The 21,197-nt window shown below is 67.0% G+C and carries 16 protein-coding genes; 7 read left to right on the forward strand and 9 right to left on the reverse strand.

The window, feature by feature from the left end; all coding sequences use genetic code 11:
- Positions 1-73: 73 nt before the first annotated feature.
- Positions 74-742 carry an SDR family oxidoreductase gene (locus tag QX070_RS02785; RefSeq protein WP_315734660.1) on the forward strand — a complete coding sequence of 223 codons (669 nt, stop codon included), beginning with the start codon at positions 74-76 and terminating at the stop codon, positions 740-742.
- Positions 743-767: 25 nt separating this feature from the next.
- On the opposite strand, the gene QX070_RS02790 is transcribed toward QX070_RS02785, so the two are convergent.
- A complete protein-coding gene (locus QX070_RS02790; protein WP_315734662.1) occupies positions 768-1,787 on the reverse strand; it encodes an LLM class flavin-dependent oxidoreductase in 1,020 nt (339 codons plus the stop codon).
- A 371-nt stretch (positions 1,788-2,158) separates the two neighbouring features.
- Here QX070_RS02790 and metF point away from each other — a divergent pair, with 371 nt between their 5' ends.
- The 5 genes from metF (at position 2,159) to QX070_RS02815 (ending at position 10,152) form a co-directional block, all read left to right on the forward strand.
- Positions 2,159-3,076, forward strand: a complete 918-nt coding sequence (gene metF, locus QX070_RS02795; RefSeq protein WP_315734664.1) for a methylenetetrahydrofolate reductase [NAD(P)H] — start codon at positions 2,159-2,161, stop codon at positions 3,074-3,076.
- Positions 3,076-6,942 carry a methionine synthase gene (gene metH, locus QX070_RS02800; protein ID WP_315734666.1) on the forward strand — a complete coding sequence of 1,289 codons (3,867 nt, stop codon included), beginning with the start codon at positions 3,076-3,078 and terminating at the stop codon, positions 6,940-6,942. Before metF ends, metH begins: the two co-directional genes overlap by 1 nt.
- Before the next feature lie 341 nt (positions 6,943-7,283).
- Positions 7,284-8,417 (forward strand): ABC transporter permease, encoded by a 1,134-nt coding sequence (locus QX070_RS02805; protein ID WP_315734668.1) that lies wholly within the window; start codon positions 7,284-7,286, stop codon positions 8,415-8,417.
- Positions 8,414-9,133 carry an ABC transporter ATP-binding protein gene (locus QX070_RS02810; protein ID WP_315734670.1) on the forward strand — a complete coding sequence of 240 codons (720 nt, stop codon included), beginning with the start codon at positions 8,414-8,416 and terminating at the stop codon, positions 9,131-9,133. Before QX070_RS02805 ends, QX070_RS02810 begins: the two co-directional genes overlap by 4 nt.
- A complete protein-coding gene (locus QX070_RS02815; protein WP_315734672.1) occupies positions 9,130-10,152 on the forward strand; it encodes an HlyD family secretion protein in 1,023 nt (340 codons plus the stop codon). Before QX070_RS02810 ends, QX070_RS02815 begins: the two co-directional genes overlap by 4 nt.
- 239 nt (positions 10,153-10,391) lie before the next feature.
- Here the strand turns inward: QX070_RS02815 and QX070_RS02820 are convergent, their stop codons facing one another.
- Positions 10,392-11,024 (reverse strand): glutathione S-transferase family protein, encoded by a 633-nt coding sequence (locus tag QX070_RS02820; RefSeq protein ID WP_315734674.1) that lies wholly within the window; start codon positions 11,022-11,024, stop codon positions 10,392-10,394.
- A gap of 60 nt (positions 11,025-11,084) precedes the next feature.
- Entirely contained in the window at positions 11,085-11,678 is a 594-nt protein-coding gene (locus QX070_RS02825) for a GNAT family N-acetyltransferase (protein ID WP_315734677.1), read from the reverse strand.
- A gap of 110 nt (positions 11,679-11,788) precedes the next feature.
- On the opposite strand from QX070_RS02825, the gene QX070_RS02830 reads away from it, so the two are divergent.
- Positions 11,789-12,679, forward strand: coding sequence for an alpha/beta hydrolase (locus QX070_RS02830; RefSeq protein WP_315734679.1), 891 nt, complete (start codon positions 11,789-11,791; stop codon positions 12,677-12,679).
- Positions 12,680-12,700: 21 nt separating this feature from the next.
- Here the strand turns inward: QX070_RS02830 and glpK are convergent, their stop codons facing one another.
- The 6 genes from glpK to pimA all read right to left on the reverse strand — a co-directional run bounded on the left by glpK (position 12,701) and on the right by pimA (position 21,137).
- Complete coding sequence (glpK, locus tag QX070_RS02835) at positions 12,701-14,203, reverse strand: glycerol kinase GlpK (protein ID WP_315734681.1); 1,503 nt, start codon at positions 14,201-14,203, stop codon at positions 12,701-12,703.
- 286 nt (positions 14,204-14,489) lie between these two features.
- Positions 14,490-15,263, reverse strand: a complete 774-nt coding sequence (locus QX070_RS02840; protein WP_315734683.1) for an SDR family oxidoreductase — start codon at positions 15,261-15,263, stop codon at positions 14,490-14,492.
- A 274-nt stretch (positions 15,264-15,537) separates the two neighbouring features.
- Entirely contained in the window at positions 15,538-16,680 is a 1,143-nt protein-coding gene (gene pimD, locus QX070_RS02845; protein WP_315734685.1) for a pimeloyl-CoA dehydrogenase small subunit, read from the reverse strand.
- A gap of 144 nt (positions 16,681-16,824) precedes the next feature.
- Positions 16,825-18,015 (reverse strand): pimeloyl-CoA dehydrogenase large subunit, encoded by a 1,191-nt coding sequence (pimC, locus tag QX070_RS02850; RefSeq protein ID WP_315734688.1) that lies wholly within the window; start codon positions 18,013-18,015, stop codon positions 16,825-16,827.
- Positions 18,016-18,265: 250 nt separating this feature from the next.
- A complete protein-coding gene (locus tag QX070_RS02855) occupies positions 18,266-19,453 on the reverse strand; it encodes an acetyl-CoA C-acyltransferase (RefSeq protein ID WP_315734690.1) in 1,188 nt (395 codons plus the stop codon).
- A 19-nt stretch (positions 19,454-19,472) separates the two neighbouring features.
- The gene (pimA, locus tag QX070_RS02860) at positions 19,473-21,137 is read right to left on the reverse strand and encodes a dicarboxylate--CoA ligase PimA (RefSeq protein ID WP_315734691.1); all 1,665 of its coding nucleotides are present in this window, start codon (positions 21,135-21,137) and stop codon (positions 19,473-19,475) included.
- Positions 21,138-21,197: the final 60 nt, after the last annotated feature.

Raw genomic sequence — 21,197 nt, forward strand, 5'->3', positions numbered from 1 at the left:
CTGATCATCCACCAAAGCCAAACTGTGGGGCGCCTCCGCGGACGCGTCCCATGCCAAGTCTCAGGAGGTCATCATGACTCATTCCACACGCGATAGCGCCAATGGCGCGAAGCCGAACATCCTGGTTCTCGGCGCGACCGGCGGCACCGGCCGGCTGATCGTGCGCGAGGCGCTGGCGCGCGGCGACAATGTCACCGCGCTGGTGCGCTCGCCGGAGAAGGCCGGCGATCTGCAAGGCGCGCATCTGATCGTCGGTGACGCCCGCGACGAAGCGACGTTGCGGAAGGCGCTGAAGGGTCAGGACGCCGTCATCAGTGCCTTGGGCACGCCGGCCGGTCCATTCCGGGAGGTGACGCTGCTCTCGACCGTGACGCGCTCGCTGCTCGACGCAATGCGGGCTGAGCGCGTCTCGCGGCTGGTTGCCATCACCGGAATTGGCGCCGGCGACAGCGCCGGGCACGGCGGCTTTCTGTTCGACCGGCTGATCTTTCCGCTGCTGCTGCGCAAGGTCTACGCCGATAAGAATCGGCAGGAGGCGATCATCGGCAATAGCGGGCTCGACTGGGTGGTCGTTCGTCCCTCGGTGCTGAACGACAAGCCGGGCGGACACACAGTGCGCGCGCTGACGGATCTCACCGACTTTCATGGCGGCACGATCGCGCGGGCCGACGTCGCGCGCTTCGTCCTGGATCAGGTGAGCGACGACAGCTTCCTGCATCGCTCGCCCCTGATCACGTGGTGAGACCAGCGACGCGCGGCGTCGATGCTCACGCCGCCGCCTTCCGCTCCAGGCCGAAGGCGTCGGCAAGCAGGCTGTAGGAGCGCTTGCGGGCGTCGTGGTCGAAGGTCGCCGTGATCACCATCAGCTCGTCGGCCTGGCTTGCCGCGATCATCGGATCGAGCTTGGCTCGCACCGTCGCCGGGCTACCCACGAACAGCCGCGACCGGTTGCGTGCGATCGAGGCGCGGTCCGCGTCTGTATACATGGTGGCCGCCGCCTCCTCGGGGCTCGGCAGCGGCAGGAACTGGCCGCGGTCGCGCCGCAGGCGGTTGAGGTCCATCGACGACGCCAGCCGCTCAGCCTCGGCGTCGGTCTCGGCCGTCACCACCGCGACCGCCAGGATCGCATGCGGCTGCGAGCGCCAGCGCGACGGCGTAAAATGCGCGCGGTAGGTTCGCATCGCGTCGACGGCATCGTGGCTGGCGAAATGATGCGCGAAGCCAAACCCCATGCCGAGTTGCGCCGACAGCTCGCTGGAATAGTCGCTGGAGCCGAGCAGCCAGATTGGCGGCAGCGGCGCATCGTCGGGCATGGCGATGACGTTGTTGTAGGGATGACCGGCAGGGAACTCGCGGGTCTCCCACAGCATCAGCTCATGCAGCCGCTCCAGGAAGTCGTCGCCCTCGCGGCGGTCGAGCCGGCTCCGCAGCGCATAGGCCGTGGTGCCGTCGGTGCCGGGCGCGCGTCCCAGACCGAGATCGATCCGGCCGGGAAACAGCGCCTCCAGCATCTTGAAGCGCTCGGCGACCACCAGCGGCGCGTGGTTGGGCAGCATCACGCCGCCGGAGCCGACGCGGATGTGCTGCGTCACCGCCGCGATCTGCCCGATCATGATGTCGGGCGACGGGCTCGCCACCGACGGCAGGCTGTGATGCTCGGCCAGCCAATAGCGGACGTAGCCGAGCTGATCGACATGGCGGGCCAGATCGATGCTGTTGCGCAACGCCACCGACGGCCTGGTGGCCGTGGTGGTGACGGAGAGGTCGAGGACGGAAAGCGGGATCATTGGCCCAACCTAATGCCTGCGCGTCGCGCCACAATGGGCTGACCGCGACCGTGACCTGCCGCGAATGCAGAGATCGACCGCAACGAAGTTGGGACATTCCGCCTGTATACAGGATGATATCTGGCATCTCCCACTGGATATTTCAGCGAGAGCCGTCCGGGACACACAGACACCCTTTGATATAACTCATGTTTCTTCGCCCACAATCAAGCCAGGCTCAGCGACAAAAACAGCAATATTCGCGGCCCGGTGGGCCAAATCCCATTTACGGTGGGCTGTCACTTGCGACGCACTTCCCTTATCTTGGCACATCACGAGGGGGACGCCCCTCTTGAGTTGAAATTTACGCCCCATTCGGAACCTGCGTTGCCATGACCGACCTCGCCACCGCCATCGCCGACGGCCACACCGCGATTCCCAGGCCGAAGATCTCGTTCGAGTTCTTTCCGCCGAAGACCGAGGAGATGGACCGGACGCTGTGGGCCTCGATCAAGCGCCTCGCGCCGCTGGAGCCGAGCTTCGTCTCGGTGACCTATGGTGCCGGCGGCTCGACCCGCGAGCGCACCCACGCCACGATCGCGCGCATCCTGAAGGAGACCGCGCTGCTGCCGGCGGCGCATCTCACCTGCGTCGGCGCCTCGCGCCGGGAGATCGACGAGGTCGTCGACCGCTATCATGAGGTCGGCGTCCGCCACATCGTAGCACTTCGCGGCGATCCGCCCGGCGGCATCGGCACGCCCTACTCCACCCGTGCCGACGGCTACCAGACCTCGCCCGAGCTGATCGCCGGCATCAAGAAGCGCCATCCCGACATCGAGATCTCGGTCTCCGCTTATCCGGAGAAGCACCCCGAGAGCCGCGACTTCGACGCCGACATCGACATGCTCAAGGCCAAGGTCGACGCCGGCGCCACCCGCGCCATCACCCAGGTGTTCTTCGACAACGACCTCTACTTCCGCTACCTCGACCGCGTCCGCGCCCGCGGCATCGACATTCCGATCGTGCCAGGGATCATGCCGATGCACAATTTCAAGCAGGCGCGCGGGTTCGTCACCCGCGCCGGCACCACGGTGCCGCACTGGCTCGCGGAGAAGTTCGACGGTCTCGACGACGATCCAGAGACCCGCAAGCTAGTCGCGGCGACCGTCGCCGCGGGCCAGGTGCAAAAGCTCGCCAAGCATGGCGTCGACACCTTCCATTTCTACACCATGAACCGCGCCGACCTCGTGTTCGCGATCAGCCATCTGCTCGGCATCCGTCCGAAGTCCGCCAACAAGGCTGCTGCCTGATGCTCGTCCCCGTATCCCCAGCGCGTACCGCCTTCCTTGCCGCTGCAGCTAAGCGCATCCTGATTCTCGACGGCGCCATGGGCACGATGATCCAGGCGCTGCAGCTCGACGAGGCCGCGTTCCGCAGCGAGCGGTTCAAGGACTTCCATCGCGACCTCCGCGGCAACAACGATCTCTTGATCCTCACCCAGCCCGAAGCGATCGAGGACATCCACGCGCAATATCTGCGCGCCGGGGCCGACATCGTCGCCACCAACACCTTCTCGGCGACATCGATCGCGCAGGCCGACTACGACCTGTCCGACATCATCTACGAGCTCAACCGCGAGGGCGCCCGGCTCGCCCGCAATGCGGCCACGCGTGTTGCGGCCGAGGACGGCAAACAGCGCTTCGTCGCCGGCGCGATGGGCCCGACCAACCGCACCGCCTCGATCTCGCCTGACGTGTCCAATCCCGGCTACCGCGCCGTGACCTTCGACGATCTCAGGCTTGCCTATGGCGAGCAGGCGCGCGGGCTGCTGGACGGCGGCGCCGACATCCTGCTGCTCGAAACCATCTTCGACACGCTCAACGCCAAGGCGGCGCTCTATGCCATCGCTGAGCTCGCCGAGGAGCGCGGCATCGACGTGCCCGTCATGATCTCCGGCACCATCACCGACAAGTCCGGCCGGCTGCTGTCCGGCCAGATGCCAGAGGCGTTCTGGAATTCGGTGCGTCACGCCAAGCCGCTGACGATCGGCTTCAACTGCGCGCTCGGCGCCGAGGATCTGCGCGCCCATGTCGCCGACATCGGCCGTGTCGCCGACACGCTGGTCTGCGCCTATCCCAACGCCGGCCTGCCCAACGAGTTCGGCCAGTATGACGAGACGCCGGCCTATATGGCGCGGCTGATCGGCGAGTTCGCGAGCGCCGGCCTCGTCAACATCGTCGGCGGCTGCTGCGGCACCACGCCGGACCATATCGCCGCGATCGCCGCCGCGGTGGCCCCGCACAAGCCGCGCGCCGTGCCGGAGATCGCGCCGCGGCTGCGGCTGTCGGGCCTGGAGCCGTTCGAGCTGACGCCCGCCATTCCGTTCGTCAACGTCGGCGAACGCACCAACGTCACGGGCTCCGCCAAATTCCGCAAGCTGATCACCGCCGGCGACTACACGGCTGCACTGCAGGTCGCACGCGACCAGGTCGAGAACGGCGCCCAGGTCATCGACGTCAATATGGACGAGGGCCTGCTGGATTCGGAAGCCGCGATGCGGACCTTCCTCAACCTCGTCGCTGCCGAGCCGGACATCGCCCGCGTGCCCGTGATGGTCGACTCCTCGAAATTCCATGTCATCGAGGCCGGCCTGAAATGCGTGCAGGGCAAGCCGGTGGTGAACTCGATCTCGCTGAAGGAAGGCGAGGAGAAGTTCATCCATGAAGCGAAGATCGCGCGCCGCCACGGCGCCGCCGTCGTCGTGATGGCGTTCGACGAGACCGGCCAGGCCGACACCTACAAGCGCAAGACCGAGATCTGCGCCCGCGCCTACAAGATCCTGGTCGAGCAGATCGGCTTCCCGCCTGAGGACATCATCTTCGATCCCAACATCTTCGCCATCGCGACCGGACTTGAGGAACACAACAATTACGGCGTCGACTTCATCGAAGCGACACGTTGGATCCGGCAGAACCTGCCGCATGCCCACGTTTCCGGCGGCGTCTCGAATCTGTCGTTCTCGTTCCGCGGCAATGAGCCGGTGCGCGAGGCGATGCACTCGGTGTTCCTGTATCACGCCATCAAGGCCGGCATGGACATGGGCATCGTCAATGCCGGCCAGATGATCGTCTATGACGACATCGATCCCGAGCTGCGCCAGGTGTGCGAGGACGTGGTGCTGAACCGCGACCCCGGCGCGTCCGAGCGGCTGCTGGCGCTGGCCGAGAAGTTCCGTGGCCAGGGCAAGCAGACCAAGGAGGCCGATCTCGCCTGGCGCGAATGGCCGGTCGGCAAGCGGCTCTCCCACGCGCTGGTGCACGGCATCACCGAGTTCATCGAGCAGGACACCGAGGAAGCCCGAGCCGCCTCGACGCGGCCGCTCGACGTCATCGAAGGCCCGCTGATGGCCGGCATGAACGTGGTCGGCGACCTCTTCGGCGACGGCAAGATGTTCCTGCCGCAAGTCGTGAAGTCCGCACGCGTGATGAAGCAGGCGGTGGCCTATCTGATGCCGTTCATGGAGGCGGAGAAGGCCGCCAACAAGGGCCGCGCCAACGAGCGCTCCAACGCCGGCAAGATCGTGCTCGCCACCGTCAAGGGCGACGTCCACGACATCGGCAAGAACATCGTCGGCATCGTGCTCCAGTGCAACAATTTCGAGGTCATCGACCTCGGCGTCATGGTGCCCGCCGCCAAGATCATCGAGACCGCCAAGGCCGAGAACGCCGACATCGTCGGGCTCTCCGGCCTGATCACGCCGTCGCTCGACGAGATGGCCTATCTCGCTACCGAGATGGAGCGCCAGGGCCTGAACGTGCCGCTCCTGATCGGCGGCGCCACGACGAGCCGCGTCCACACCGCGGTCAAGATCGATCCGAACTACCGGAATGGCCCGGTCGTTCATGTCAACGACGCCAGCCGCGCCGTCGGCGTCGCCTCCTCGCTGCTGTCGCCGGAGCGCAAGGATACCTACGCCACGGAGATTCGCAGCGAGTATCAGAAGATCGCCGCTGCGCATCTGCGCGGCCAGGCCGACAAGAAGCGGCTGAAGCTCGCGGACGCCCGCGCCAACGCGCCGAAGATCGACTTCGCCAAGGCGAAGCCGGTGAAGCCGACCTTCCTCGGCGTCAAGACCTTCGTTGATTACGACCTCGCCGAGCTGGTGCCCTATATCGACTGGACGCCGTTCTTCCAGACCTGGGAGCTCGCCGGCCGTTTCCCTGCGATTCTCGACGACGCCAAGGTCGGCGAAGCCGCACGGGCGCTCTATGACGACGCGCTGAAGATGCTGAAGCGCATCGTCGCCGAGAAGTGGTTCACGGCGCGCGCCGCGATCGGCTTCTGGCCGGCCAATGCCAAGGGCGACGACATCGTGCTCTATGCCGACGACAGCCGCACCACGGCGGTCGCGACCCTGCACACCCTGCGCCAGCAGCTCGAGAAGCGCGAGGGTCGCTTCAACACCGCACTCTCCGACTTCATCGCGCCTGTGGGTTCCGGCGTGCCGGACTATGTCGGCGGCTTCGTCGTCACGACAGGCCTCGGCGAGGATGCCGTCGCCGACCGCTTCAAGAACGCCAATGACGACTACTCCTCGATCCTGGTGAAGGCGCTGGCCGACCGGCTCGCCGAGGCGTTCGCCGAGCGCCTGCATGCCCGCGTCCGCCGCGAGTTCTGGGCCTACGCTCCGGACGAGGCGCTCTCACCAGACGATCTGATCCTGGAGAAGTATCACGGCATCCGTCCCGCGCCCGGCTATCCGGCGCAGCCCGACCACACCGAGAAGGCGACCTTGTTCGAGCTGCTCGACGCCGAGAAGAATGCCGGCGTGCGGCTGACCGAAAGCTTTGCGATGTGGCCGGGCTCGTCGGTGTCGGGCCTCTATTTCGCCTCGCCGGAGAGCTTCTATTTCGGCGTCGGCAAGATCGAGCGCGACCAGGTCGAGGACTACGCCGCGCGCAAGGGCATGACCGTCGCCGAAGCCGAGCGCTGGCTGGCGCCGATCCTGAACTACATTCCGGCAAGGAGTGGACAGCAGGCGGACGCGGCAGCGCGCGCCGTCGCTTCGCCCGCTCCGGCCAACGACGCCGCACCCGCCGAGCTCGCGAGCCATCCGGTGGGCTGCACCTGTGCCGTTCATCTCGCCTGGCGCAAGAAGGCGGTCGGCGCAAAGTAGCCGGCGCGCAGTCTCCCACCCCAAACTGTCGTCCCGGCCTCGCGCCGGGACCCATACCGCGTGATGCATCTGTCGGCCGCCGTGGTCGATACCGAGCGCACGACACCTCCCTGTGGTTATGGATCCCGGCGTTCGCCGGGACGACACCAGTTATGGCGGACCGCCGTCGCCTCCCATATGCGTTCGCAGGGGCAGCACCGCATGTGACCCCTCCCCGTGTCCCCCGCGCCACGGCCGCCGCGAATGACAAAGCGCCACAGCCGGCGCCATGCGATGCAGCGTGGACTTATCCCCGCTAACCGGCTGAAATGCCGCCGGGGCCTCCGGGTGGTTTTTCGTTCATGTCGTTGCAGTTCAGGCTTGCGTCCCGAAACCTGTTCCATGACAGGCTTCGTTTCATTGCCACCATCATCGGCATCATCTTCTCGATCGTGCTGGTGACCGTGCAGATGGGCCTCTATGTCGGCTTCCGCCGCATGGTCACGACCATGATCGACCATTCCCCGGCCGAGCTGTGGATCATGCCGGTCGGCACCAAATGCTTCGAGGATCCCTCGCTGCTCGACGAGCGGCAGCGGTTCCGGGCGCTGGCGGTTCCTGGAGTGGCGGAGGCGACGCCGCTGGTGATCGGCTATGCGCAATGGCGGCTGCCGCAGGGCACCACGACGCCGGTCTTCGTGGTCGGCTCGGAGCTGCGCGGGCTCGGGCTGCATCCCTGGAACGTGGTGGAGGGACGGCTGGACGACCTGTCCGTGCCGGGCGCGGTCGCCATCGACCAGACCTATTTCGAGCGGCTCGGCGTCGGCGGCGCCGGCCAGGCTGCGGAGCTCCGCGACCAGAAGGTGCAGGTGATGGCTGTCACCAAAGGCATCCGCTCGTTCACGACAACGCCTTACGTGTTCACCGACGTCGACCGCGCCCGCGCCTATACCGGCATCGCCTCGAACAAGGCGTCCTATCTGGTGGTCAAGCTGGCGGCCGAGGCCGACCTCTGGACCGTGCAGCGGGCGCTGCGCGACAGCCTGTCCAATGTCGAGGTGCTGACCGCAGCCGAGTTCGCGAGCCGCAGCCGCTCGTTCTGGCTGTTCGGCACCGGCGCCGGTGCCGCGCTGTTCGCCGGCGCCCTGCTCGGCCTCATCGTCGGCACCGTGATCGTGGCGCAGACGCTCTATTCCAGCACCAAGGATCACATCAACGAGTTCGCGACCCTGCGCGCGATCGGCTCGTCCAGCCGCTACATCTACACCGTCATCATCTGGCAGGCGCTGCTCAGCGCCATCGTCGGCTTCGCCGGCGCTGCGGCGATCGGCAAGATCGTGGCGGCGGCGACCGCGGAATCGGCGCTGCCGGTCATCATGACACCAACGCTGACGGTCGCGCTGTTCGTGCTGACGGTGACGATGTGCGTCGGCTCGGCGATCGCGGCGATCCTCAAGGTCATGCGCATCGACCCGACCCTGGTATTCTCGCGATGACCGACACCGTGCTCGAGGCCACCGATCTCGTGCATCACCTCGGCCAGGGGGCCGGCAGGGTGCAGGCACTGAAGGGCGTGAGCCTGTCGCTGAAGGGCGGCGAGCTGGCGCTGCTGATGGGCCCCTCGGGCAGCGGCAAGACGACGCTGCTGTCGATCCTGGGTTGCCTGATGACGCCGGATGGCGGTGCCGTGCGGGTTGCCAACCAGCCGGTCGCGGGGCTCGATCCCGAGGCGCTGGCGAAGCTGCGCCGCGAGCGCATCGGCTTCATCTTCCAATCCTATCATCTGTTTCCGACGCTGAACGCCGAGGACAATGTGCGGCTCGCGCTCGATGTGCGCAGCGAACGCGCGGGGTCTGCGAAGAAGGCGGCGCGCGAGGTGCTCGACAGGGTCGGCCTCGGTCCGAAGAAGCGGTCGTTCCCGCGCGAGCTCTCGGGCGGCGAGCAGCAGCGCGTCGCGATCGCCCGCGCCATCGTCGGCAAAGCGCAGGTCATTCTCGCCGACGAGCCGACCGGCGCGCTCGATACGGCCAATGGCCATGCGATCATGACCCTGCTCGCGGACATCGCCAAGGATCCCTCACGCGCAGTGCTGGTGGTCACGCACGATCCGCGCATCCTGCCGTTCGCCAATCGCGTCATTCACATCGAGGACGGCCGCATCGTCCGCGAGGAGAGCGGCGGCGAGTCCATGAAGAAAGTCTCGCACGCATGATATCGGGAATTCCAGAACGCGCTCACCTGCTCGGGCTCGTCGCAGCGGCCGCACTTGCTATCACCGTCACGCCGACCTCGATTCCACCGACAGCGCGCGCCGCCAATGCCCAGGAGGAACGCTGGCTGGCCGTCGCGCCCGGCCGGGTCGAGCCGGCATCCGGCCTGATCAAGCTCGGCGCCCCCGTGGTCGGGCCGATCCAGGAGGTGCTGGTCAAGCCGAACGAGACCGTGTTCACCGGCCAGGCCCTGGTGCGGCTCGGCGACGCCGAAGCCCGCGCGCAGCTCGCCAGCGCCGAGGCGCAGGTCGCGATGCGCAAGCGCGTGCGCAACAAGGAGTCGACACCGTCTGGCGCGGGTCCGCGGCGCCGGGCCGAAGACGGCGTCGCCGACGCGCAGGCGGCCGTGTTCGACGCGCGTGCTGCGCTCGACAAGGCGGTGGCCGAGCGGCGCGCAGGGCACGGCGCCGATGCCGATGTCGACACCGCACGCACGCAACTGACAGTCGCGCAGGCGAAGCTGGAGCAGCAGGCCGACGAGCTGCGCAAGGTCACCGCTGATGCGCCACTGCCGATCAGCGCCGAGGGCCAGCTCAACGTCGCCCGCAGCGAACTGCAGGGCGCCCGCGCCACGTTGGAAAAGCTCACCATCCGCGCACCGCTCGACGGCACGGTGCTGCAGGTCAATGCGCGCACCGGCGAGATCGCCTCGCCGCAGGCGACCCAGCCGATGGTGCTGCTCGGCGACACGTCGTCGCTGCGCGTGCGCGCCGAGCTCGACCAGCGCGACCTTGACAAAATCAAGGTCGGCCAGCAGGCCGTGGTCCGCTCCGACGCCTTCCGCGGCCGCGACGTCGCCGGCAAGGTCGCCGCCATCGCCCCCCTGGTCGAGAGCAGCCGCGCTGCTGCGCTCAGCCAGCGCAACATGACCGATGTCGATGTCGTCGAGGTGCTGGTCGATCTGGCCGAGCCGGGCCCGTTCGCGGTGGGCATGAAGGTGGACGTGTATTTCCGGCCGTGAGGGGCGCGCCGTGCGGCCCACGCCTCGCGCGCTGCTGCCCACCCTCCCCTGGAGGAGGAGGGTCGCTCGCACGCGCAGCGGGCGTGCGGGGTGGGGTGAAGCCACGAGCACTGCTGCTGATGGAGAGATCACCCCACCGCGCCTCACGTTTCGCTTCGCTCATCGTGAGGCGACCCTCCCCCTCCAGGGGAGGGTGAGCACCGAGCAAGCGGCACGGTCTGACGTCTCGATGGACTCCATCAATCCCCGCTCGGCGGGGCCAGCGGCTGGACGATCTCCTGGAATGGCGGCAGCGCCTCGCACCTTGCGGCATGCGCGGCCAGCGCCGGATAGCGCGTGGCGTCGAACAGATGCGGATGCGCCTCGCGTGTGAAGCGCAGCACGCAGGCGACGGCAATGTCGGCATGGCCGATTCGCTCGCCATACCAGTAGTCTGTCGTGATTGCGGCGCGCTCCGCCTCTAGCATCGCCAGCACGCCCGAGATCTGCGTCTCGCAACGCGCGACCCACAGGGCCAGGCGGTCCTTGCGCAGCACGCGCTCATAGATCAGGCTGACGGCCTTGTCGCCCAAGCCAGTCGCGAGCGCGATCGTATGCAGCTGCCTGCGGCGCAGCGCGCCGCTCCGCGCCAGCATCGCGCGCTCGGGCCCGACGGTCTCGTCGAGATGGTCGAGGATCGCGACCGAATCGATCAGCGCCTCGCCGTCGTCGAGCACCAGCACCGGCACGCGCAGCAGCGGATTGTACGGCGCGATCTTGTCGGCATCGCCGAAGGTCGACCACGGCTTGTGCTCGAACGGCAGGCTGTAGAGCCTGAGCGCAATCGCGGTGCGACGGACGAAAGGCGAGTCGTATTGGCCGATCAGGAACATCGGTTATCCTCCTGTGCGGCGCATTGAAGCGCCGTTCGGCGCCGTTGTCAGCTCCCATGTTCAGGCGAGCAGCGGCACATGCGGTGCGACATCGCACGGCAGCGTGCCGTCGAGGCGCGGATCGGGGGCGATCTCGATCTGGCGGCGATAGGGCCGGAAGCCGGAGCGCTGGTAGAAGGCGAGCGCGCGCGGATGATCGAAGCTGCAGGTGTGGACCCAGAGCCGCGTCAGCGGCTGCGCCCAGGCGCGGCGCAGTGCGTGATTCATCAGCAGGCGGCCGGCGCTGGTGCCGATCAGCTTCGACGTGACGCCGAACAGCACCAGCTCGCAATCGTTCTTGGTGCGGAAGTCGAGCTCCAGCAGGCCCTCGTCGCCGCCATCATGGACGAGCGTGTAGATCTCGACTCCGTCAGCGCGAATCGTCTTGGCAAGCTCCGCATCGCTCATACGCGTGCGCTGCGACCACAGCCACTCCCAGCCGACGCGGGCATAGAGGTCGCGGTACCAAGCGAGATCGGGCTGCGCGACGCGGCGAATGCTCCAGTCGCCGATCGGATCGGGCGGCAGCACTGGCGGTGCCAGCATTTCCAACGAGGTCACCACGGCCGCGACCTTGCCGGGTGGGACGTCGAAATATCCGTCGGGAATGGTCACTCTAGACGACCTGATTGAAGAGTGATCGGCAACTTGCTTACCCCGGACGTAATTGGAACCGCACAGCGGTCCCGGCATGGTCGGCGCATTCAACATCAGGAGCCATGCCCATGCAACGACGAGACGTGCTGCTGACCGCGGCAGCAGCCAGCTTCGCGGCGACGGGAGCGAGCCTCGCCGCCGCACCGACCGCGGCGCGCCCGCGTATCCGCTGCAGCGACGGCGTGACGCTCTATCACGAGGAGTGGGGCAGCGGCCGGCCGGTGCTGTTCGTACATGCCTGGGCGCTGACCAGCGCGATGTGGACCTACCAGATCTCCGATCTCAGCCAGCGCGGGCTGCGCTGCATTGCCTTCGACCGCCGCGGCCATGGACGCTCCGACGTGCCGGGCAGCGGCTACGAGCTCGACCGCCTGGCCGACGACATCGCCGAGGTCATCGCGCAGCTCGACCTTGATGACGTCGCGCTGGTCGGCATGTCCATGGGCTGCAACGAGATCCTCAACTACGTCGCGCGGCACGGCACGGGACGCATCTCGCGCATCGCGATGCTCGGACCGACGACGCCGTTTCCGCTGCAGACCGCGGACAATGCGCTCGGCGCGCCCCACGGCTATTTCGAGCAGTGCTGGGCCGCGTGGCAGAGCGACTTTCCGAAATGGATCGAGGACAACAAGCTGCCGTTCTTCACGAAGGACGCCTCGCCGCAGATGATGGAATGGGTCGCGGCGATGATGCGCCAGATGCCCATTCCCGTCGCGGTCGCCACCAACCGCGCGCTGATCGCGACCGACCTGCGGCCGGTGCTTGCGAAGATCGACCGTCCCGTGCTGATCCTGCACGGCGACAAGGACGTCTCGGCGCCGCTCGACATGACGGGACGGCCGACCGCCAAGGGCATCAAGGGCGCCGAGCTGAAGGTCTATCCCGGCGGCCCGCATGGGCTGTTCGTGACCCACATGAAGCAGGTCAATGCCGACCTTGCTGCGTTCCTGGCTTAGCTGCTGTGGGACGTGAGCGTCCTACTCGCCCTCGTCGCTCGCCAGCACGCCCTTCACGGCGCGCGCCCAGCCGGCGAGCTTGCGCTGCCGGGTCGCCGCGCTCATCGCCGGCCGGAAGCGGTGCTCGAGCCGCCAATTGTCGGCGAACTTCTCCGGCTCCGGATAGACGCCCGCATTCAGGCCGGCGAGATAGGCGGCGCCGAGCGCGGTGGTCTCCTGGATCATGGGACGGTCGACCGGTGCGTCGAGCAGGTCGGCGAGACGCTGCATGGTCCAGTCCGAGGCGGTCATGCCGCCATCGACGCGCAGCACGATCGTGGCCGCGGACGCATCGGGCCAGTCGGCGCGCATCGCCGCCCACAGATCGTAGGTCTGATAGCAGACGCTTTCCAGCGTCGCATGCGCGAGCTCGGCCGGGCCGGTGTTGCGGGTCAAGCCGAACAGCGCGCCGCGCACGCGCGGATTCCAATACGGCGCGCCAAGGCCGACGAAGGCGGGCACCAGATAGACCGACTGCATGGAGTCGGACTTGTCGGCGAGCGGGCCGGTCTCGGCGGCATGCTTGATGATGCCGAGCCCGTCGCGCAGCCATTGCACCGCCGAGCCGGCGACGAAGATCGAGCCTTCGAGCGCGTAGGTGCGGACGCCACCCAACTGATAGGCGATGGTCGTCAGCAGCTTGTTGTTCGACTTCACCGGCGTGGCGCCGGTGTTGAGCAGCGCGAAGCAGCCGGTGCCATAGGTCGACTTCATCATGCCCGCCGTGAAGCAGGCTTGTCCGATCGTCGCGGCCTGCTGGTCGCCGGCAATGCCCGCGACCTTGATCGGACCGCCGAACAGGTCGGGCGTGGTGGTGCCGAAATCGGCGGAGGAGTCCTTCACCTCGGGCAGCATCGAGCGCGGCACGCGCAGCAGCTTCAACAGCGTCTCGTCCCACTGCCCGGTGTGGATGTTGAACAGCAGCGTGCGCGACGCGTTGGTGGCGTCGGTGGCGTGCACCTTGCCGCCGGTCAGGCGCCACAGCAGGTAGCAGTCGACGGTGCCGAACATCAGCTCGCCGCGGTCCGCCCGCTCGCGCGCGCCCGGCACGTGGTCGAGAATCCAGGCGACCTTGGTGCCGGAGAAATAGGGATCGATGATCAGGCCGGTTTTGGCGCTGACATCCGGCTCATGGCCGTCCGCCTTGAGCCGCGCGCAGATGTCGGCGGTGCGGCGGTCCTGCCAGACGATGGCGCGGTGCACCGCCTGGCCGGTGGCGCGGTCCCATACCACGGTGGTCTCGCGCTGGTTGGTGATGCCGATCGCGGCGATGTCCTTTGCAGCTAGGCCCGCCTTTGTCAGCGCGTCGCGGCAGGTCATCACGGTCGAGGTCCAGATGTCCTCCGGCTCGTGCTCGACCCAGCCCGACGCCGGGAAATGCTGCGGGAATTCCTGCTGCGCCACCGCGGCGATCGAGATGTCGGAGCGGAACACGATCGCGCGCGAGGACGTGGTGCCCTGATCGATGGCCAGCACGAAGGACATGGAGTTTCTTCCCGGGAGGTTGACGACGTTGGGTCGACAAGCAAGCGGATCAGGCGGGCGAGGTCAAGGTGGAGCGGCACGTGCCCTGTCCACCCTCCCCTGGAGGGGGAGGGTCGATCGACCGCGCAGCGGGCGAGCGGGGTGGGGTGAGGCCACGGATGCTGGTGCTTGTGGAGAGATCACCCCACCCCGCCTCACGTCTCGCTTCGCTCGTCGTGAGGCGACCCTCCCCCTCCAGGGGAGGGTGAAGAAATCGATCGCTGCTGCTCGGTTAGGTAGGAGCCCGCTACACCGCCGCCGTGGTCACACCGCCATCCACGACGATGGTCTGGCCGGTCATGAAGGTCGACGCATCCGAAGCGAGGTAGGCGACCGCGCCGGCGATCTCGTGTGGCTCACCGATGCGGCGGAGCGGGGTGGTGGCGCAGCGCTGTTTCAGGCGGGCTTCGTCCTCCCACAGCGCGCGGGCGAAGTCGGTCTTGATCAGGCCGGGCGCGACGCAATTGATGCGGACACCCTGCGGGCCCCATTCGCCGGCGAGACTGCGGCACAGCGCAAAGTCGGCAGCCTTGGAGATGCCGTAGGCGCCGATCACGGTCGAGCCGCGCAGGCCGCCGATCGAGGAGACGATGATGACCGAGCCCTTGCCGCGCGCGGCCATCGGCGGGATCGCCTTGGCGCAGAGCCAGAGGTTGCTCTTCACGTTGGAGGCCATGATCTTGTCGAAGGCCTCGTCGGTGATGTCGAGCAGCGGACCGTAATACGGGTTCACCGCCGCGTTGCAGACGAGGATGTCGACCTGGCCGTAATGCGTCACGGCGCCGTCGATCAGCGCATCGACTTCGGCGCGACGCGAGATGTTGCAGGGGATGACATGGGCGTCGCCGCCGTTGGCGCGGATGCCGCTCGCGACCTCCTCGCAGGCGTCAAGCTTGCGGCTGGAGATCACCACCTTGGCGCCGAGCTGCGCGAGCAGCTCCGCCGAGGCGCGGCCGATGCCGCGGCTGGAGCCGGTGACGACGGCGACCTGTCCGGTGAGGTCGAAGGGATTGGGGGTCATATCTGCTTCCTCCGCGTCATTGCGAGGAGTGAAGCGACGAAGCAATCCAGAGTTGCGCGTGACGCCCTGGATTGCTTCGCTCCGCTCGCAATGACGGCTCGACGATCAAATTGCTCCGGAGCCAGTCGACGCCGGCAACGTAGCTCTCTCAAATCCGTCATGCGCGGGCTTGACCCGCCTGCGGGGCCGAAGCCCCTTCGGCGCGGCGAAGGCCCGCGCATCCATCTCAGAGAGCGATGGGTTGCCGGGGCAAGCCCGGCAACGACGCATTCGCTTAGATCAACCCGCCGGCCTCGCTGACGCGGCGCATGTGGTAGTCGGTGTCGCCGAACGTCGTCTCGATCATCGACAGCCGCTTGAAGTAGTGGCCGATCTTGGCCTCCATGGTCATGCCGATGCCGCCATGGAGTTGGATCGACTGCTGGCCGACGAACTTGGCCGATTTGCCGATCTGGACCTTGGCTGCGGCAATCGATGTGGTGCGCTCCTTGGCGTCGTCGAACTCGGCGGCCATGGTCGCGAACATCGACATCGAGCGGGCCTGCTCCAGCGCGACGAACATGTCGGAGGCGCGGTGCTGCAGCGACTGGAACGAGCCGATCGCGACGCCGAACTGCTTGCGCGTCTTGATGTACTCGACCGTGGTCTTGAGCGACTCGTCCATCAGGCCGACGGCTTCCGCGCACAGCGCGATGCGGGCTTCGTCGACGACGCGCTCGATCAGCGGCAGGCCGTTGGCGGAATCGCCGATCACGGCGTCAGCCCCCACTTCCACGCCGGTGAAGGTGATGTCGGCCGCGTGCAGGCCGTCCTGCGTCGGATAGCCCTTGCGGGTGACGCCCTTGGCATCCGCCGGCACGATGAACACGCCGATGCCGGACTTGTCGCGCTGGCCGCCCGAGGTGCGCGCGGTCACGATCAGGGTGTCGGCGTTCTCGCCGTTGAGGACGACGAACTTTTCGCCGTCGATGACATAGCCGTCGCCCTTCTTCTTCGCCGAGGCGGCGACATCGAACAGGTCGTAGCGCGACTGCTTCTCGAGCTGGGCGAAGGCGAACGTCTTGCTGCCGTCGATGATGCCGGGAAGATGCGCCGCCTTCTGCGCTGCCGAGGCTCCATGACGCAGGAAGCCGCCAGCGAGCACCACGGTCGCCAGATACGGCTCGAGCACCAGCGCGCGGCCCATCGCCTCCATCACGATCATGGTCTCGACACCGCCGGCGCCGAAGCCGCCATCGTCCTCGGAGAACGGCAGACCGAGCAGGCCCTGCTCGGCGAGCTTGGACCACATCGCCTGGCTCCAGCCGCCCTTCTCCTTCATGTAAAGCTTGCGCTTGTCGAAATCATAGGCATCCGCCAGCAGGCCGTCGATGCTGTCCTTGAGGAGGCGTTGCTCCTCGGTGAGATCAAAATCCATTGGTTGACTCTCCAGTATCCCCATTCTCCGTCATGCCCGCGCTTGTCGCGGGCATCCACGTCGTGCCGTTATGCGGGCGGCGTGGATGGCCGGGTCAAGCCCGGCCATGACAGCGTGCGTCGTCGAGGCGCTGCGGCTCACATGTCAGAGCCCCAGCACCGCCTTGGCGATGATGTTGCGCTGGATCTCGTTGGAGCCGCCGTAGATCGAGACCTTGCGGTTGTTGAAGTAGCTCGGCGCGATCTGGGCGGTCCAATCCATGGTCTCGTTGCTGTCGTCGTCGCCGTGCACGTCATACGGCGCGGCGAACGGGCCGATCACCTCCATCAGCAGCTCGGTCGTGGTCTGCTGGATCTCGGAGCCCTTGATCTTCAGCACCGAGGACGCCGGATTGGGCTTGCCCTTGCCGTGCTTGCCTTCGTCGGCGACGACGCGCAGCTGCGTCAGCTCCAGCGCCTTGAGCTCGACCTCACACGCCGTGAGCTTCTCGCGGAACGACGGGTCTTCCAGCACGGGACGGCCGCCGGATTCGATCTTGCCGGCGAGCTCCTTGATGCGGCGGATGCGCTCCTTGGAGACGCCGACGCGGGCAATCCCCGTGCGCTCATTGCCGAGCAGGAACTTGGCGTAGTCCCAGCCCTTGTTCTCCTCGCCGATCAGGTTCTCGATGGGCACCTCGACGTCGTCGAAGAACACCTCGTTGACCTCGTGGCCGCCGTCGATGGTCTGGATCGGACGCACCGTCACGCCCTTCGACTTCATGCTGAAGACGATGAAGGAGATGCCCATCTGCTTCTTCGCCGCGGGATCGGTACGGCACAGGCAGAAGATCATGTCGGCGTGCTGAGCCAAGGTGGTCCAGGTCTTCTGGCCGTTGATGATCCACTTGTCGCCGCGGCGCTCGGCCTTGGTCTTCAGCGAGGCGAGGTCGGAGCCCGAGCCCGGCTCGGAGAAGCCCTGGCACCACCAGTCGTCGACATTGGCGATGCGCGGCAGATACTTCTTCTTCTGCTCCTCGTTGCCGAAGGTGTAGATGACGGGGCCAACCATGCTGACGCCGAAGGCGAGCGGCTGCGGCGCTGGATAGGCCTGCAGCTCCTCGTTGAAGATGTAGTGCTGCACGGAGGTCCAGCCGGTGCCGCCATATTCCTCCGGCCAGTGCGAGACACCCCAACCCTTCTTGTTGAGGATGCGCCACCAGGTCACCATCTCGTCCTTCGACAGATGGCGGCCTTCGATCATCTTCCGCCGCGTCTCCGGCGGCACATTGTCCCTGAAGAACTGCCGCACTTCCTCGCGGAACGCCTGCTCTTCCTTCGTAAATGCAAGATCCATCGGATCCTCCCTTTAGGTATTCAAATCGACCTGCGGTCAGTTCGTCTTGCTCCGCTGTCGTCCCTGCGAACGCAGGGACCCATATCCACCGGCGGACGTTGGAGGCAAAGGCGTCTGCCAGAATGCCTCAAGCGATATCACGCGGTATGGGTCCCGGGTCTGCACTTGCGAGCGCTCGCGCGCTCGCAAGCTTGCCCGGGACGACACCTGTTAAAATCCCGCGCGAGATTCGCGCGGGACGACAATCAAGCTACTGCAGCACCTCGAACAGGCCGGCGGCGCCCATGCCGCCGCCGACGCACATGGTGACGACGGCGTATTTGGCCTTGCGGCGGCGGCCTTCGATCAGCGCATGGCCCGTGAGCCGCGCGCCCGACATGCCGTAGGGATGGCCGACCGCGATGGCGCCGCCATTGACGTTGATCTTGTCGGGGTCGATGCCGAGCTTGTCGCGGCAGTACAGCACCTGCACCGCGAACGCCTCGTTGAGCTCCCACAGGCCGATGTCGTCGACGGTGAGGCCGTGGCGCTTCAAGAGGCGCGGCACCGCGAACACCGGGCCGATGCCCATCTCGTCGGGCTCGCAGCCATGCGCAACGAAGCCGCGGAAGATGCCGAGCGGCTGCAGGCCGCGCTTGGCCGCGTTGGCGTCGCTCATGATCACGCAGGCCGAGGCGCCATCGGACAGCTGGCTGGCATTGCCGGCGGTGATCGAGAAGCCGTCGCCGCGCACGGCCTTGAGGCCGGCGAGACCTTCGGCGGTCGTCTCCGGACGCGGGCCTTCGTCCTGCGAGAAGGTCACGTCCTTGAACGAGATGTTGCCGGTGGCCTTGTCGGTCACCGCCATCTTGGTGGTGATCGGCGCCAGCTCGTCGTTGAACTTGCCGCCCTGCTGCGCGGCCGCTGTGCGGCGCTGGCTCTCCAGCGCATATTCGTCCTGCCGCTCGCGCGAGATGCCGTAGCGTTTGGCGACGATCTCGGCGGTGTCGATCATCGGCATGTAGACGTCGCCCTTGATCTCGAGCAGCGCCGGATCGGTCGCCTGGAAGGCGTTCATCTTGTCGTTCTGGACCAGCGAGATCGACTCGCCGCCGCCGCCGACGGCGATCTCGACGCCGTCGAAGATCACCGAGCGCGCCGCGAGCGCGATCGCCTGCAGGCCGGAGGCGCATTGGCGGTCGATCGTGGTGCCGCCGACCGACACCGGCAGGCCGGCGCGCAGCAGCGCCTTGCGCGCGATGTTGCCGCCGGTCGAGCCCTGCTGCAGGGCCGCGCCCATCACGACATCCTCGACCTCGGCCGGATCGACCTTGGCGCGCTTGACCGCCTCGCCGATGGCGTGGCCGAGCAAGGTGGCGCCGCCAGTGGCGTTGAGCGCGCCGCGATAGGCCTTGCCGATCGGCGTGCGGGCGGTGGAAACGATGACGGCATCGGTCATGGGCGACCTCCTGTTGTTGTTACTGATGTTTGCTGTGAGACGTGGGTGATTGCTGCTGGCGCAGTTCGTGACGCGACAGCTTGCCGACCGGCGTGCGCGGCAGCTCGTCGACAAACTCGACCGCCGCCGGCAGCTCGTGCTTGCCGAGTTTGCCGGTGAGGAAGGCGCGGAGATCCTCGACCGGGAACGGTGCTGCGCCGTCGCGCAGCTTGATGAAGGCCTTGGCGGCCTCGCCGCGATAGGCGTCGGGAATGCCGATCACGATGACCTCCTGCACCGCCGGATGGGTGTAGATCGCCTGCTCGATCATCTGCGGATAGACGTTGAAGCCGCCGGAGATGATCATGTCCTTCTTGCGGTCGACCAGGAAGTAGAAACCGTCGGCGTCGACATAGCCGATGTCGCCAGTCAGGAAATGATCGCCGACGAACGACTGCGCCGTTTCCTCCGGCCGGTTCCAATAGCCCTTGGTGACGTTTGGCCCCTTGATCCGGATCTCGCCGACCTCGTTCACGCCAAGCACCTTTGAGGGATCCTCGAGCGACACGACGTCCATCTCGATGCCGGGCAGCGTGATCCCGATCGAGCCCGGCTTGTCCGGGCCGCCCTTGGGGTGGGCGGTGCCGGGCGAGCAGGTCTCGGTCATGCCCCAGCCGCTCTTCAGCTTCATGCCGACGCGGCGCTCGAGGATGCGCGCGACCTCGACCGGAAGCGGCGCGCCGCCGGAGCCGACGCTGGTCAGCGACGACAGATCGCGCGTGTCGAGGTCGGGCAGGTTGGCGATCGCGATCCACATCGTCGGCACGCCCGGGAAATAGGTCGCGCGCTTGACCTCGATGTCGCGCATCACGGCGTCGAGATCGAAGCGCTGGTGCAGCGAGATCAGGCTGCCGAGGCGCAGCGAGGTCAGCAGCACCACCGTCAGCGCATAGATGTGGAACAGCGGCAAGACGCAGATCACCCGGTCGGAACCATTGCCGTTCGCGCGCGTCGCGCGCCCCCAGATTGCGGCGATCGACACCGCCGAGGTGAGATTGCCATGCGTCAGCATCGCGCCCTTGGGCAGGCCGGTGGTGCCGCCGGTATATTGCAGCAGGGCGATGTCGTCGGGCGAGATGGCCGGCCATTTCGCGGGCACCACCGCGCCATCGACGAAGGCGCGGTGCGTGACGACCGCAGGGTTGTCCGGCAGCGGCGTTTGCGGCGTGCCGACCTTGCCCCAATGGTCGTCCTCGCAGACGATCAGCCGATCGAGCAGGCCCTTCTCCAGGAACTTCAACGCCGTCGGCAGCAGCGCGCTGAGGTTCGACGTCACCAGGATGCGCGCGCCGGAATCGCTGAGCTTGTGCGACAGCGCGATCTCGCCATCGAGCGGCGACAGGTGCACCACGCGGGCGCCGGCCTTGAGCGCGCCGAAGAAGTTGATCGGATGATCCGGCGTGTTGCCGAGGAACAGCGCGATCGAGGCACCCTTGCCAAAGCCCGCACGCAGGAAGGCCGCGGCGGCCTGGTTGGCAAGCGCTTCGAGCTGCTTGAATGTGATGGGGCGGTCGCGGAATTCGAGCGCGTCGCGATCGCCGAACTCGCTCACCGCCTGCGCCAACAGGTCCGGCAAGGTGCCGCGCGCGATCGGCGCGTCCCAGCGGACGCCTTGTGGATAGTATTGTTCGCCGGGATGGGTCATGAGGACTCTGTATTTCTTGCCGTAAGGCGGCCCCGCTCTCTCCGTTCCCTCCCCCCTTGT

Source organism: Bradyrhizobium sp. SZCCHNR1093, from assembly GCF_032381175.1.
Taxonomy (GTDB): Bacteria; Pseudomonadota; Alphaproteobacteria; order Rhizobiales; family Xanthobacteraceae; genus Bradyrhizobium.

Coding starts and splice junctions, on each gene's coding strand:
- metF (WP_315734664.1), top strand. CDS start 2,159: ATGACCGACCTCGCCACCGCCATCGCCGACGGCCACACCGCGATTCCC.
- QX070_RS02815 (WP_315734672.1), top strand. CDS start 9,130: ATGATATCGGGAATTCCAGAACGCGCTCACCTGCTCGGGCTCGTCGCA.
- pimD (WP_315734685.1), bottom strand. CDS start 16,680: ATGGATTTTGATCTCACCGAGGAGCAACGCCTCCTCAAGGACAGCATC.
- QX070_RS02830 (WP_315734679.1), top strand. CDS start 11,789: ATGCAACGACGAGACGTGCTGCTGACCGCGGCAGCAGCCAGCTTCGCG.
- QX070_RS02805 (WP_315734668.1), top strand. CDS start 7,284: ATGTCGTTGCAGTTCAGGCTTGCGTCCCGAAACCTGTTCCATGACAGG.
- QX070_RS02785 (WP_315734660.1), top strand. CDS start 74: ATGACTCATTCCACACGCGATAGCGCCAATGGCGCGAAGCCGAACATC.
- QX070_RS02790 (WP_315734662.1), bottom strand. CDS start 1,787: ATGATCCCGCTTTCCGTCCTCGACCTCTCCGTCACCACCACGGCCACC.
- metH (WP_315734666.1), top strand. CDS start 3,076: ATGCTCGTCCCCGTATCCCCAGCGCGTACCGCCTTCCTTGCCGCTGCA.
- QX070_RS02810 (WP_315734670.1), top strand. CDS start 8,414: ATGACCGACACCGTGCTCGAGGCCACCGATCTCGTGCATCACCTCGGC.
- QX070_RS02820 (WP_315734674.1), bottom strand. CDS start 11,024: ATGTTCCTGATCGGCCAATACGACTCGCCTTTCGTCCGTCGCACCGCG.
- glpK (WP_315734681.1), bottom strand. CDS start 14,203: ATGTCCTTCGTGCTGGCCATCGATCAGGGCACCACGTCCTCGCGCGCG.
- pimA (WP_315734691.1), bottom strand. CDS start 21,137: ATGACCCATCCCGGCGAACAATACTATCCACAAGGCGTCCGCTGGGAC.
- QX070_RS02840 (WP_315734683.1), bottom strand. CDS start 15,263: ATGACCCCCAATCCCTTCGACCTCACCGGACAGGTCGCCGTCGTCACC.
- pimC (WP_315734688.1), bottom strand. CDS start 18,015: ATGGATCTTGCATTTACGAAGGAAGAGCAGGCGTTCCGCGAGGAAGTG.
- QX070_RS02855 (WP_315734690.1), bottom strand. CDS start 19,453: ATGACCGATGCCGTCATCGTTTCCACCGCCCGCACGCCGATCGGCAAG.